Origin of the sequence: Flavobacterium sp. N2038, assembly GCF_025947185.1 — a bacterium.
Classification (GTDB): Bacteria; Bacteroidota; Bacteroidia; order Flavobacteriales; family Flavobacteriaceae; genus Flavobacterium.
The window spans coordinates 846,782-862,226 of sequence record NZ_CP110001.1 but is presented as its reverse complement, the minus strand read 5'-3'; the positions used below and the strand labels follow the sequence as shown (position 1 = coordinate 862,226).

General features: G+C 37.8%; 4 protein-coding genes. All 4 read right to left on the bottom strand.

The genetic code is table 11. The features are described from left to right. Positions 1-43: 43 nt before the first annotated feature. Positions 44-820 (bottom strand): T9SS sorting signal type C domain-containing protein, encoded by a 777-nt coding sequence (locus OLM51_RS03715; protein WP_264553060.1) that lies wholly within the window; start codon positions 818-820, stop codon positions 44-46. A 29-nt stretch (positions 821-849) separates the two neighbouring features. Further along, positions 850-4,869 carry a beta strand repeat-containing protein gene (locus OLM51_RS03710; RefSeq protein ID WP_264553059.1) on the bottom strand — a complete coding sequence of 1,340 codons (4,020 nt, stop codon included), beginning with the start codon at positions 4,867-4,869 and terminating at the stop codon, positions 850-852. Positions 4,870-5,473: 604 nt separating this feature from the next. After that, positions 5,474-10,885 carry a fibronectin type III domain-containing protein gene (locus OLM51_RS03705; protein WP_264553058.1) on the bottom strand — a complete coding sequence of 1,804 codons (5,412 nt, stop codon included), beginning with the start codon at positions 10,883-10,885 and terminating at the stop codon, positions 5,474-5,476. 576 nt (positions 10,886-11,461) lie between these two features. Then, positions 11,462-15,319, bottom strand: coding sequence for a T9SS sorting signal type C domain-containing protein (locus OLM51_RS03700; RefSeq protein WP_264553057.1), 3,858 nt, complete (start codon positions 15,317-15,319; stop codon positions 11,462-11,464). Positions 15,320-15,445 lie beyond the last annotated feature (126 nt).

Below are 15,445 nucleotides of genomic sequence, written 5' to 3'. Positions count from 1 at the left end.
AAAGCAGTCAGATTTTAAAAATCTGACTGCTTTTAGATTAACATTAATAAATTACTTTTTGTACTGTTGTGCTTCCGTTCTCTAATGTTACTTTTACTAACAAAACCTGACCTGCCACGTGCATATTTGGTATTTGCAACTCAAGTGCGTTAACCTCTTTTGTTCTGTAAATCAAAGTCCCATTTACATTATAGACTGAAACGCCAGACAACAATTCCTTTTGCGATCGCACAGAAACTACTTTATCTTTTACTGCTATTAAAATAGCATTGGCCGGATTTTCAAAGTCTCCGGTTCCGAGCGTTTTCGAATAACGTAGTACAAATCGATCTAAAAAAGTTCCGATTGCTGTTTTGAACGTATAACCTTTACTTTGCAAATCCTGCATTGTATTTGTTTTCGTATCCTCCAGATAAACAGGATGTGTACTTAAATCTCCATCTGAATGATCAATGCCAATTGTAAATTCACCTGCAATTATAGTTTTGTATCCTATAGGAATTGTATCGGACTCTAAAAAAGGTAAGGCACGACCTTGCACAACCAATTTTCTGTCTTCATTAATGCTATAAAAATCCAAATACTTGTTTCCGTCTACAGAAAACCCATCATAATTGTTGTCCCATCCATTTGTTGCACCTTCAACATAGCCAATTAAAATTTGTTTAAATGCTCCTTGTGTATTGGTCAAATTAATCCAAATACGATGTCTTTCAACATTCTCTTTATTTGAATTTACGGTTTTAAAAAACTGACTGTTATTTCCCGTAACGCGCATTGCATTGGTAAAGACAGCACTTTGGGTTGTTTTTGATTTCACAAAAAAGGACTGACCTGCTGCAATATATCCTAAAGGAGGATTCTTATTTCCGGGGTTGTTGCACCATCTCCATGCATTTGTCCAACAGTTGTACTTCCTGTTAGATTGTAAATTGCATAATCTTCTGTAGTATAATTATAAACTGCATTACCCAAAACATCTTTACTTGGAGGTGAATTGTGTGTCCAAAAATACAGTGTACCATATAAATTAGTTGTATTACTCACAATAAACTGATCTGCATAAATTGCCGATGGATAAGGATTTCCTAATAAATATGATTTTTCGGCAACTGGTACTGGTACTAAAACGGTTCCATTATTTGGAACTCCGGTAAATGTTGCATTATAAACAGCTGGTATATCTATATCATAATTTTGCGGGGCTCTAACAATATAGCCATTACCAGCAATCATTGGAGCTGTTCCTCCATAACTAATCTGCCAGCCGCTTACTGCATCGTATTTATAATATTTATCGGCTAGAGTATTTGAAGACAAATTATTTAATGTAAAAGCAGGTGTACGGGTAATTGGAGAAGACCAAAAAGTAAAATCATAACGCCTAACCGGTGTTGTGTTTCGCTTGTAAATTATATTTCCTGTATTTACAGCATTGTTAACTTGTACCAAACTTGCATTATTCTCAAAAGTCAGTTTTCCTCCATTGTTGCTAACCGAATTATCAATTGTTAATGTATGATTGGAATTAACAGTAACCTCAACTCCTGAATTTACGGTACAAGAACAGCCTTTCAAATCTCCGATTGTCTGATAGTTTCCGCTAAACACAATAGCATCGGTAGCAATTGGCGCGCTTCCTTTTGACCATGAAGTACCATCCCAGACATTTGTAACCGGTGCTTTAATTTCAACAGAAATAGTTGGTGACGAAGGGCAGCTTGAAACCTGATAAATAGCAAAAGAGTAATTTCCAGGTGTTAAATTAAGTACCGTATAATTATTTCCTGAACCCGTATAAGTTTGAGGCGATGTTCCTGTTTGTGTTATTGTCCAATTTGGCACACCCTCTAAGCCATTTAGCACAATGCTTCCGGTAGGATTTATACACGTTGGTTGTACAACAGTTCCGATCAAAGGTGTTGATGGTTTAGTATCGACCTCAATTCTTGTTTCTGTAGCAAATTCTTCCGCACAAGTTCCATTTTTCACGACTGCTCTATAACTTGTACTTACCGCTAATATTCCAGGTTGATATGTATTATTAGTATTGTTTATTGGTTGCCAGACATAAGGAAGAGCTTCTGCATATTCCCAACGAACAATTGTACCGCTATAGCCGTCTAATGTTAACAGCGGACTGGAATTGCCATTGCATACATGCGATCCTCCACTAACAGTTCCCGGTACCGTTTTTGTCACCGTTGTTAAACTGGTTGCATCCGAAACCGCAGAACAGCCGTTTGAAGTATACCTTACCGTTACTGTTTTATTTCCAATTGTATTCCATTGCAGGGTTACGGTATTACTTGAATTAGTAGTTCCACCTAAAAGTATCACATAGTCAATTCCCGCTGTTCCTGAAACCGACCAAATGTAGTTTGACTGCCCCGGTTGCGTTGTATAAGTCACACTGGTGCTTATACAAACTGATGATGCCGGCTGTACAGTAAAACTTGGAGCAGGAATTTGGTTCACTGTTGCCGTAGTTGTCCCGCTCGTAAATCCTGAATTGCGGACACAGTTATTGGCTCCTGTAACAGAGACCAAAGTATAAACTGTCGATGTACTGATTGAATTGGTAAAAGGCACAAAAGCTGTACCACTCACTACGCCTGTAGCAGAGCGATTTACACCACCATTTTCTGTGTAAATAACTGTATAGGGGCCTGTACCTGCTGTAGCTGTAAATAGTAATTGTGGAGAGCCAGTATCACAAAATGGTCCATTTGCGCTTAAACTTCCCTGAGGCAAAGGATTTACAGTTACCGTAGCTGTTCCGCCTGTAAATCCCGAATTACGGATACAATTATTCGATCCTGTAACAGAGACCAAAGTATAAACTGTCGATGTACTGACTGAATTGGTAAATGGCACAAAGGCTGCTCCACTCACTACGCCTGTAGCAGAGCGATTTACACCACCATTTTCTGTATAAACAACTGTATAGGGGCCTGTACCTGCTGTAGCTGTAAATAGTAATTGTGGAGAGCCAGTATCACAAAATGGTCCATTTGCGCTTAAACTTCCCTGAGGTAAAGGATTTACTGTTACTGTAGCTGCTGCACCTGTAAATCCTGAATTCCGAACACAATTATTCGCTCCTGTAACAGAGACCAAGGTATAGATTGTTGATGTACTGACTGAATTGGTAAATGGCACAAAAGCTGTACCGCTCACTACACCTGTCGCAGAACGATTTACTCCACCATTTTCTGTATAAACAACTGTATAGGGGCCTGTACCTGCTGTAGCTGTAAATAGTAATTGTGGAGAGCCAGTATCACAAAATGGTCCATTTGCGCTTAAACTTCCCTGAGGCAAAGGATTTACTGTTACGGTAGCTGTTCCGCTCGTAAATCCCGAATTACGGATACAATTATTGGATCCTGTAACAGAGACCAAAGTATAAACTGTTGATGTACTGATTGAATTGGTAAATGGTGCAAAAGCTGTACCACTCACTACACCTGTAGCAGAGCGATTTACTCCACCATTTTCTGTATAAACCACTGTATAGGGGCCAGTACCTGCTGTAGCTGTAAATAGTAATTGCGGAGAGCCAGTATCACAAAATGGTCCGTTTACGCTTAAACTTCCCTGAGGCAAAGGATTTACAGTTACTGTAGTTGGTGTAGAAAAAACCTCATCACAGGTACCGTTTTTTACTGCAGCTCTAAACTGTGTGGTCTCTGTTAGAGCACCGGAAGTGTAACTAGTGGTACTATTTACAATATCTGTCCAGACTGAAGCAGAATTAGCCATCGATTGCCATTTAGTAACTGAGCCTGTACTGCCACCCAATGATAATGCTGCACTCGTCTGTCCACTACAAATTGTACTTCCCCCGCTAACTGCACCTGGCACGGTCGCCGAAAATACGGTTATGTTTATGTAATTATTAGTATTAGAAGAACAAACTCCCGATTTTAGATTCGTTACTGTTATTCTACTTGCGCCAACAGTCGTTAAACCTGTGGCTGTAAATTTTCCTGTTCCGGCAGTTGTTACAGTCATAGAAGCCTGTCCTGATGTTGTAATTGGATTACCTCGTCCATACGTAACTGTATAAACGCCAATTGGTAATGAAGCGGCTGTAGTCGAAATTGTAACTTCAGAAGTACCCAAAGTTGCACAAACGTTATCTGCGGTAACTCCTGTTGTGGCTACACCAGAAATACTATAAGTAGGACAAACATAAGTTACTTTAACCTGACCGGCAGCTCCGGTACCTCCGAGCTGGGCAGCAGCTCCTGAACAATTTATTGCCCCGCTTCCTCCTCCTCCGGGAGGACTTCCGATATTTCCCGGAAAGCTGGCCAAAAGTAAAGTAGAAGCTGCAGCGCCACCATTTCCGCCATTTGGACTATTGCCGCCTTTTCCCGAAGCAAGTAAGGCTGCTACTAAAACGGCATTTCCGGGATCACCTGCTGAACCCGAAGTTCTTACGAGATTTCCTATTGAACCCGCAGCAGCTCCACCTGCCCCACCTCCAGGCTGATTTCCTGTTGTATTTGCAGTCCCGCCGGAGCCACCTAATGCTAAGATACTAGTTTCAAAACCCAAAATTGTAGAACTTTCTCCAGTAGTTCCGCTAATAGCTGTTCCTATAGTTTGTTTACCAACTATGGCTTGCAATGTGGTACCTGCGACTACAGTAATTGTTCCTTTTGCATAAGCACCGCCACCGCCACCACCTGCACTTCTTCCTGTAGTTCCAAGAGCACCACTGGCACCTCCTCCTGCTCCTCCTGCTCCCCAGGCTTCGACACTAACTGACACTATCCCAGCCGGAACTTCTAATGACCCGTTTGCCGTAAATGTATGTGGAGGTTGTGCGAATAATGGTATTGAAAATAATACAAACAACAAAGCTAGCTTTAGCTTCGAATTAAAAAATAATACGGAATAAAAGTGATAAGTTGCTAAAGATTGAATAAGAAACCACGAGCAAATTGAGCGTTTAAGTAAGTGTTTTTCCATCTCATGACATTTAAATATTAAAATTTTAGTTCAAACTCAAATGAAAATCATTTTAAAAATTTAAAACACCTCGTATCAGAACAGAGATATTAAATAACTATCCTGGCAGGATTGTTAAAGCAGAATGAAAAGCGATTTGCTTTTTGGAGATATTTAAATTTTTACAAGCGTTAATCCGATATTCAAAAAACTGGCAGAAGAAAATTATAGATTGTTAAAACCTAATAAAAATGCATTATAACGGGCTTATATGTGTGTTTGTCGATAAAGACTTGAAACAAGGTACGATTTTTTTTACAATACATTTTAAGACTTTGCGTTAAAAATTACGACTTTAACATTTTTGTATTGCTTTTTTAACCGTTTTTCTTAAAGTAAGAAACAAACAATACCCTGTTAACAGAAAGGCTTTTACCCATATAACAAAAAAAAACCACCCCGAAAAAACGGAATGGCTTTTCAAATAACCAATGTTGAAATGTTTGTGGTTTTAAAAAATAATTTTCTGAGTTTTAGAATGACCGCTATCTCCTACCACTTTAATCATCAATACCTGATTGGCTGATTGCAGATTTGAGATTTGGATTTCGGTTTCACCAATTTTATTTTTACTGTAGATGAGTTTTCCCGATAAATCAAAAACATAAATGTCTTTTAATATCTCTTTACTCGATGTCACTTTTATTATTTTGTCTTTAACAGAAAACAAAACGTAATCTAAAAGATTGTCAAGATCAACTGTTCCCAGCGTTTTATCGGTATAGCGTAATACAAAACGATCATTGAATGTTCCTATGGCGGTTGTAAACATGTAGTTACTTTCCCGTAAATCATGGATGACATTATTTTTTTTGTCTTCCAGATAGATATTCTGTGTACTTAAGCTACCATCTGCATGATCAATTGAAATAGAAAAATCACCCGCAATCGTCGATTTATAACCTAGTGGAACAATATCGCTTTCATTGAATGGCAGGGCTCTTCCCTGAATAGTCAAATTATTAGCCTCATTTATACTATAGAAATCAATATATTTATTTCCGTCGTAACTTTTACCATCATAATTATCATCCCATTTATCTGTTGCTCCCTCACAGTAACCAATTAATATTTGTTTAAAAGCACCCTGGGTATTCGTGAAGTTAAGCCAAACTCTATGTTTTTCCAGATCTGCCAATCCTTTATTATTTTTAGTTTGTTTAAAGAACTGGCTATTATTTCCATCAAAACGCATTTGATTATTAAAGATTGCACTTCCTGTTCCTTTAGAAGTTACAAAAAAGGATTGCCCCGCAGCAATATAACCCAAAGGTGCATTTTGATTACCCGTAGTTCCGGCACCCTGACCTTGCATAGATCCAACAACAACACTTCCTGATAAATTGTAAGTTGCATAATCGTCAGTTGTATAATTGTAAGTTGCATTTCCGGCCACTGCTTTGCTTGGCGGGCTATTGTGTGTCCAGAAATATAATGTACCATATAGAACGCTCGTATTATCAACAATAAACTGATCTGCATATACTGCTGAAGGATATGGATTCCCGATAAGATAATCTTTCTCAGCGGTTGCCACCGTAACAGAAACATCTCCATTATTAGGAACTCCAATAAAGGATCCATTAAAAACCGCAGGTGAGTCTATATCAAAATTCTGTGGAGCTCTAATAATATACCCTTTTCCTTTTTCCATTTCTGCATTTCCTCCGTTAATGATTACCCAGCCATTTAATGGATCATATCTGTAATATTTATCACCCAAAGTATTTGGTGATAAATTTTTTAATGTAAATGCTGGTGTGCGTGTAACGGGAGAGGACCAAAATGTAAAATCATAACGACGAACAGGGGTTGTATTACGTTTATAAGTAATATTTCCTGTATTAGAAACATCATTGACCTGCACTAAACTTGCATTATTTTCAAATATCATATTTGTCCCCACGCCTGAATCGACTGTAAGCCCATTTTCAAGTCTTAAAGTATGTCCGGATTTTATTGTAACATTTTTTCCAGCATCAACTTTACAAGAGCAGGCTGTCAGATTTCCTGTAGACTGAAAATCTGCTGCAAACTCAATACTGTCGGTATTAAGAGGAGCGCTTCCAACAGACCATGCGGTACCATTCCAAATATTAGTAACCGGAGCCTTAATCACAACACCTGCTGTTGGTAATGATGGACAATCTGACCCTTCTTGAAAACTAAAGTAATAAGTACCAGGCGCAAGATTATCTATTGTATAATTTGTATTTGTTGCAGAATAAGTTTGAGAAACTTGGCCGGTCTGGATAATCGTCCAGTTTGCTACCGAACGCAAACTGATTAATTCTATTTTTCCTGTTGGATTCACACAAGTCGGGTGCGTAATTGTTCCTACATTGGGCGTAGGAGGCAACGGATTAACCGTAATTGTTCCTGTTGCCACAATTGCACCACAACCACCGGTTAATGGAACATTGTAATTAAATGTTCCATCCTCGGTAGGTGTTCCACTTATTGTAATTGTGTTTGATGCCCAGCTTGCCGTAACACCAGCAGGTAAACCGTTAGCTGCTCCAATTCCTGTAGCACCGGTAGTTGCATGCGTAATATCTGTCATCACCGAATTTGAGCAAAGTGTTGGCGATGACGATGCAGCTCCAACAGTATTTAAATTTACTGTTATTGTTCCTGTAGCATTTGCAGTTCCGCAACCTCCCGTTAAAGGAATACTATAGGCAAATATTCCTGCTTCAGTAGGTGTACCACTAATTGTAATTGTATTTGATGCCCAACTTGCAGTTACACCAGCAGGTAAATTAACCGGAGTTCCAATTCCAGTTGCAACCGTAGTTGCATGTGTAATATTTGTCATTAGAGTATTAACACACAATATTGGGGTTGAAGATGCTGTGGCTGCTGTATTATTTCCAAGTACCACAACAGGATAAATATCTGATACGACATAAGCTGTACTACATGCTGGTGAAGCTGTTACAGTCAAAGTTAAAGTTACTTGTTTTCCTGTATCTCCCGCCCCAGCCGCATATGTTGGTGTTAAAGTTGTCGCATTGGTAAGTGTTCCGGTTCCATCGTGTGTCCATAAAATAGTTCCGTTTGCTGCATTTGCTTCACCTGCTGCCACAGTCATAGATCCATTTGGGCAAATCGTTTGTGACCCCGCAATAGAAACGGTAGGCGCTGCCTGAATATTAATGGTATATTTTGCGGTAACAATTTGTGGCGCACATTTATTTGATGCAGGACTGGTTACTGTCATCGTTAAAACTACAGTTCTGGCCGCACCACCCAATACCGGTGTATAAGTTGGAGTGGGTGTTGTAGCATTAGTCAAAGTACCTGCTCCTCCACTAAATGTCCACTGAGCTGTTCCATTGGTAAAAGATGCACCTGAAACCGTCGCAGATTGATTTGAGCAGATCGTTTGCGATCCTCCCGCAACTGCGGTTGGCAATTTGTCAATTGCAACCGTAGCTGGAGCTGACATTGCACTTGAACAACCTCCTGCAACCTCTGCCCGTACTGTATAACTTCCTGCACTGGTCACATAAATACTTGGCCCAGTTTCGCCTGTAGACCAAACGTATGTATAAGCAGCATTAGGGCTAACAGGCGCTAGAGTCACTCCATCTGTCTGACAAATAGTTGTATTAATGGGCGCAATTGTTGGAACACCCGGTGTAGCAGGCAAAAGTACACTAGGTGGTGCGGGGGGCGACGACACAAAAGTATAGGCACTAACACCACAACTATTGCGAGCCCGAACTCTGTAATAATATCTTGTTCCCGGAGTTAAACCTGTAAACGTATAGTTTGTGGCTGTAACACTATTAACTGTTTGTATACCTGTAGTGAAATTGTTACTAGTAGAGGCTTGTACAGTATAATCTATAGGTCCATTAGTACTTGCATTCCATTGCATTTTAAACCCAGTACATAAAACAGTAACAGCAGGTGCTGAAAGCCCCCCCGGTGTACCAGGATTACTTGCTAATGGTGCTTGTGATCCAACAGTTGAATATGAAGCACTAATTCCACAACCATTTTTTGCTCTTAATCTATATTGGTAAGTTGTCCCGATTGTTAAACCTGAAACTTGAAAATTAGTAACATTTCCAACATCATAATCATGATAAGTTCCTAAGTAAGTTGTAAAATTATCTTTAGAAACATCCAGTAAATAACTGGTAGCAGCTGTAACTGGACTCCACCTTGCATTAAAAGAATCACAAAAAATATTATTTGCTCCCTGAGGCATCAATACTGTTCCTGGGGGATTACTAACTGTTGTAACATCACCACTTGTGGCCCAAGGACTTGACCCGCATCTATTGATAGCAGCCACTCTATATTTGTAAACACCACCCAGAGCTAAACCTGTTATCGTATAAGTATTTGTTGTAAGATTGGAAGCTGACCCCAGAGTTGTAGCAAAGTTATCTTGTGACCATTCAACTCTGTATGATGTTGCATCTGGTATAATTGCCCACCCTACCGTAAACTGAGTACATGCATTACCTGATATCGCATTTAAAACCGGCGCACTCGGTGTTGCCGGATTTGCATATGTTATAGTATTTGAATTTGCGCTAGGACAAGTTCCGTTAAACGCTCTTACTCGATAATAATAAGTAGTATTGGTTAAACCAGTTATAGTTAACGACAATACATTGCCTACGTTAAGTGCACTATAACCTGTAACAAAAGAACCAAAAGCACTATCTGTTGATAAGTCAAATTCATAATACTGTGCTCCCGTAACTGCCTGCCAGTTTGCTGTCATTTGTGTACAGGTATCATTGGTTACGGCCAAAGCCACCGGAGCTGTACCTGAAGAATTTACCACAACTGGTACATTATTATTACCGGTAATAGTAGAATTACAATTTTCTGAAGCAGTGGAGCTTGAACCTGAACTAAGCGCTGTAATGGTAATGTATTTGGTTCCTACACTTGTAAAACCTGTTGCAATAAAGGTTCCTGTTCCTGCTGTCGTCACTTTCATTGCGGCAGGAGTTTGCGTAACACCTTGTATATCATAAGAAACAGAATAGAGACCTATAGGTAATGGTTGCGATACCGATCCTAAAGTTGCTGTTCCTGTTAAAGTAACCTCTGACGAAGTTCCGGAACACACATTTACATCAGATGCTGTGGCAGTGTCTAAACTGTAAGTCGGACAATTGAATTTTATTACAACTTTACCGTCGCCTCCATCACCTCCGCGTCTGGCAGCACCGAAAAAAGAGGAACGCCCCCCACTTCCACCACCACCGGGAGCATTTCCGTTATTACCATTATTGTAAGACAAAAAACCACCAACAGCTGCACCACCAGTACCGCCTCCATTTGCCGCATTTCCACCGGCTCCAGAATTAATAGCACTTCCTGAATCATCTGTTATTCCTGACTCTCCGTCTCCTCCATTTCCACCGGCAGTTCTAGTCGTTCCTACAGAAGCAGCAACAGTTCCTCCGGAGGCACCTGCTACCAAAGCTCCGTTGTTCATTAGTCCGCCTTTCCCTCCATCTGCTGTAATTGCATAGGTCGTGATAGTAGAAAAACCACCTGCTCCTCCGTTTGCACCATTACCTGTACCTATACTTCCTTTACCTCCTGCACCTACAACAACACTTAATGACGCACCGGATACAATTGTTAATGTTGCATTGGCAAATGCACCACCACCACCACCGGCGCCACCTCTAGCACCGCTACTACCAGGATTGGTAGAACTACCACCCGCACCACCGGCTCCCCATGCATCAACAGATATAGAGGTTATCCCTGCGGGAGCAACAAAAGTCTGAGTTCCGGGTATTGTAAATGTTGCTGTTGTTTGTGCGATAAGAAAAAATGGCAAACAAATGAATACTGATAAAAGTAAAAGTTTTTTCATATGGCGATATTTTAAAAATTATTAAAATCTAAATCCAAACTCTTATGAAAATCATTTTATAATTTTAAATACCACAAACTGAAACTGGCATGAAAAGAAGAATTCTACTTATTATAGGACATAAATAATTGTGGTACTTAAATTTAACATCAGTATGTTAAAGCAGATGAAGGGGCCATCTAAAAAGGATTTTATTTATGCCATTTTTTCGATTATAAACACAATATTCTGAATCGGAAAAACACATTCTAAACAGTTGACAAAATCCTAACAACAATGTACAAAATTTAAATAATTAATTGAAAAACAGTTAAATATATTTGAAAAATAAAATTTATTAGAGTAAATTCCCATGAATTTTAATTTTTAGTGTAGTTCATCATTTAAATTTTGTCGCTCATCTATTTATTTAAATAGCTGGTTTTGATTTATTTTAATCCGAAAGGGCTGTTTAAAAAAAATGAAATAAAATATTAAAAAAAAACGTCACCAAAACGAAAATTCCTGAAGAAAAAATTCAAAAAAAATCTATTTCCACAGTAAAAAATGGAATTAAAATTTTGGCAAAATTTTACTCTAAACAACAATTTTCTGAGTTATCGTTTTTCCGTTTTCTGTTGTTATTTTAATGAGTATAACCTGATGTTGAAATTGGTCTTTTTGTATCGAAAATTTAGTATCCAGAATTTTATTCTTTTGATACAGTAATCTTCCGGACATATCAAAAATCATTATTTCTTTTATCGTTTGCTCACAAGCATCAATTTTTATCATCTGATTGTGTAGTGAAACCAAAATCATATTCGTTTTACTGTTAAAATCATTAGTTGCCAATGTGTAATCTGTATATCTTAAAGCAAAGCGATTGTCGTAGGTTCCTTTTTGGGTTTTAAAAGAATATGGGCTGTTCTTGAGATTATGTATAATTTCCAAATCTTTATCTTCAATAAAAATATCCTGAGTATTAAAAAGTCCGTCTTCGTGATCGATGCTTACTGTAAAATCTCCTTCCACTGAAGTCGCAAAACCAAGAGAAATTACATCAGACATATCAAAAGCTAATCCCCGTCCCTGAATTACCAGTTGTTTATCATCAATGCTACTATAAAAATCGGCATATGGATTTCCATTTAGAGATTCAGCATCATATTGATCGTCAAATAAATTTGTTGCTCCATTGATATACCCAATTAGAATCTGCTTAAAAATTCCGGTTTTGTTTTCAAAATTTAGCCAAATCCGATGCTTCTCTGTCACATTATTATTCTTTTTCTCTTCTCTATTTACTGATTTAAAAAAGAATGAGTTATTATCTGTACTCCGCATACTATTATTAAATTCAATATCTCCCGAATTTTTACTTACAACAAAAAATGCCTGACCTGAGGCTATTTTCCCGTTTGGAATCTGTGTAGTTTCTCCAATCGATAAAGATGCCCTTGTACCAACTCCTCCAAGTAAATTGTAAGTGGCATAATCATCTGTTGAGTATTCTAAATTGGTTATAGGAGTATTGTGCGTCCAAAAATGCAGTGCTCCTTTTAGAACTGGTGCGTTTTTTCTCAAAAAAACATCCGCATTAAGAGTAGATGGATATGGATTGCCAATTAAATTAGAAGTATTGGGTGCTCCTTGTTTTACCATAATTTTTCCATTATTAGGAACTCCTTTAAATGTCGCTTTATATATAGAACGATCAGTAATCGAAAAATTCTGAGGAGCTCTAATTATGTATCCTGTTCCTGTCTCCATTTTATTTAAAGGATTTTCCAGTTTCCATTTACTAGTATTAGAATTATACGAGTAAAACTTATCTGACAAAGTATTTGGAGAGAGGTCTATTAATTTTTGATTCACAACCGGCGATGACCAAAATGTATAATCATATCTTAATACCGGTGTCGTGTTTCTTTTTAAATGGACGATTCCTGTATTTACAATATCATCATCTGTCTGATAAAGACTTGCTGAATTTTCTAAGGTTAATATTCCTGAACCAATGTATGAAAATTCAATTCCCAAAGTACTTCCGCTTAAAAGGGTCACATTCTTTCCCTCTTCTATAGTACAACTACAAATATCAGCAGACGTCAAAGTACTATAATCTTCATTGAAAAAAACTTCTTTTCCGCCGGATGGAAAACCATTAGACCACGAAATTCCATTCCATGTGGTAGATTCAAGGCAAAGTTTTAATCGGGCTATTCTATGATTGGAAATTCCAGACACAGAATGAAAATCACCACCTATAATAAGTCTTTGGTCTGATGTAAAACCCATCGTGAACAATTTATTATTGAGATGCGCTTCAAAAGAATCATCATAGCTGCCTGATTTTAATAAACGAATTAATCTTAATGCAATACGATTATTATAAGTACCTGAAAAAGTACCGCCTACTAAAATTCGGTCATCAGGTTGTATCAAGATACTCCGAACATCTCCTTTACTAAACCCTACTCCTGATTTAAATGAGGTGTCTAATTGTCCATTAGAATTTAATCTGAGTATACGTTTCTGAGAAACACCGTTAAAATTTACAAAATTACCTCCAATTATTATTTTCCCATCAGATTGCAATCCCATTACAAAAATATTTTTATCGAAACCCGCTCCGATATTAAATCCGGAATCCATACTCCCATCAGAATTTAATCGAACTAAATGATTAGCTGTTACTTTATTGAAACTAGTAAAGCGTCCTCCAACCAAAATTTTCCCGTTTGGCTCAATTAAAACACTCTCAATAACGGCATCTGCACCAGCACCAACATCAAAAGAAGTATCAACTGATCCATCCGGCAGCAATCTAATTATTCCCCCAACCGGTAAATTATTGTAACGCGTAAAATTTCCGGCAACTACTATTTTCTGATCTTTTTGAATTGCCATAGCATAAATCTGGTTATTACAACCGGAACCGACATTAAATGTTGGGTCTATATAACCATTTTGTAAAATACGTGCTATACGATTCATAGCAGCATCATTATATTTGGTAAAGTTACCTCCTATAATAACTTTTCCGTCAGATTGTAATGCTGCGGTTTTTACTAAATTATTAGCTCCGGATTGTCCTGTATTAAACGTAGAATCTAAAGTACCATCTTCTACAAGTCTGGCAATTCTTGAGGTAAATTCTCCATTAAACTTTTTAAAATTACCGCAGACAATTACTTTTTTGTTTTCTAATGGAAGTACTTTATAAATCGAATTATCAAAACCGACTCCTGAAGACAAATAACCTGTATCATACTCTTTCTCCGGATTAATCTTGGCTAATCGCCCCTGATTTAAACTATCAAAAACTAAAAACGACCCTCCAATATACCAGGAGCCTTCTTCATCATTTTCTAAAGCAAAAACAGATGCCGAACCCGGACCGGAGCCGAAATCAATAGTATCTAAAAATCTTCCTTCTGAATTTAATAAACAAACACGATTAACTCTCTCTCCATTATAATTACCTGTAAAAGATCCTCCAACCATTATTTCTCCTTCAGGATTAATTTTAATAGTCTGAACAACTCCTAAACTAAAACCTGAGCCTGAGAAAAAACTGTTGTCAACTGTACCATCATTATTAATACGAATAATTCTGTTTGCCGGATTTCCATTGTAAGAAGTAAATTTACCTCCTATAATAATTTTACCATCTGGCTGAATTATCATCGTGGTAACATCATCATCAAACCCTGAGCCCGAAGAAAAGTCTGCATTTCTGCTACCATCCGGATTAAGACAAACAATTTTATTGCTTGATACATTACTGAACATTGTAAAATTACCGGCTAACAAAATTCTTCCATCGGGCAGAACTTTCGCATTCATTATATTAAGGGCAGATCCGGAACCTGGCAAAAAAGAGGTATCTAATAAACCATCGGGCATAAGACGGGCAACACGATTTACGGTAACATTATTGTACTTTGCAAAACTACCGGTAATAATTATTTTACCATCTGATTGCGCTGCAATTCCATAGATTATTCCGTCTGTAGCTGCTAATATACTATTGAATGAAGCATCAAAAGTACCGTCGGTATTCAAGCGAATAATTCTTCCGGCACTAATTCCGTTAAAAGATGAAAAGCTGCCACTCACTATTATCTTTCCGTCTGGCTGAACATATGAAGCATATATTTTGCCATTGAAACCAGTTCCGATATTAAAAGTTTCATCAACACTTCCATCCGGTTTTAAACGTGTTAAATAAGGAGCGGGAACACCATTTAAATTTAAAAATTCACCTCCAACAATTAAATTCTGATCGGGCTGTAAAAACAAAGTGTGAACAGGAAGATCAAATCCGTCCCCTGTTAAACCATCATCCAGAGTATTAAAAGTAATATCAACCTTTCCTTGTTGCGCATGAAGTCCGAAATTACAGGAAAACACAATCAGAATAAACGTGTAAAATAAGTTTCTCTTCAAAGTCTAAAAATCAGATTAGCAAATAACCTCTAATTTAAAATTCATTTCTTAGGCTTACAATACCCACTTTTAGTGATATTTATAAAAAAAGCCATTTGCTATTAATGTAGCAAATGGCTTTTAGAA

Coding starts and splice junctions, on each gene's coding strand:
- OLM51_RS03705 (WP_264553058.1), bottom strand. CDS start 10,885: ATGAAAAAACTTTTACTTTTATCAGTATTCATTTGTTTGCCATTTTTT.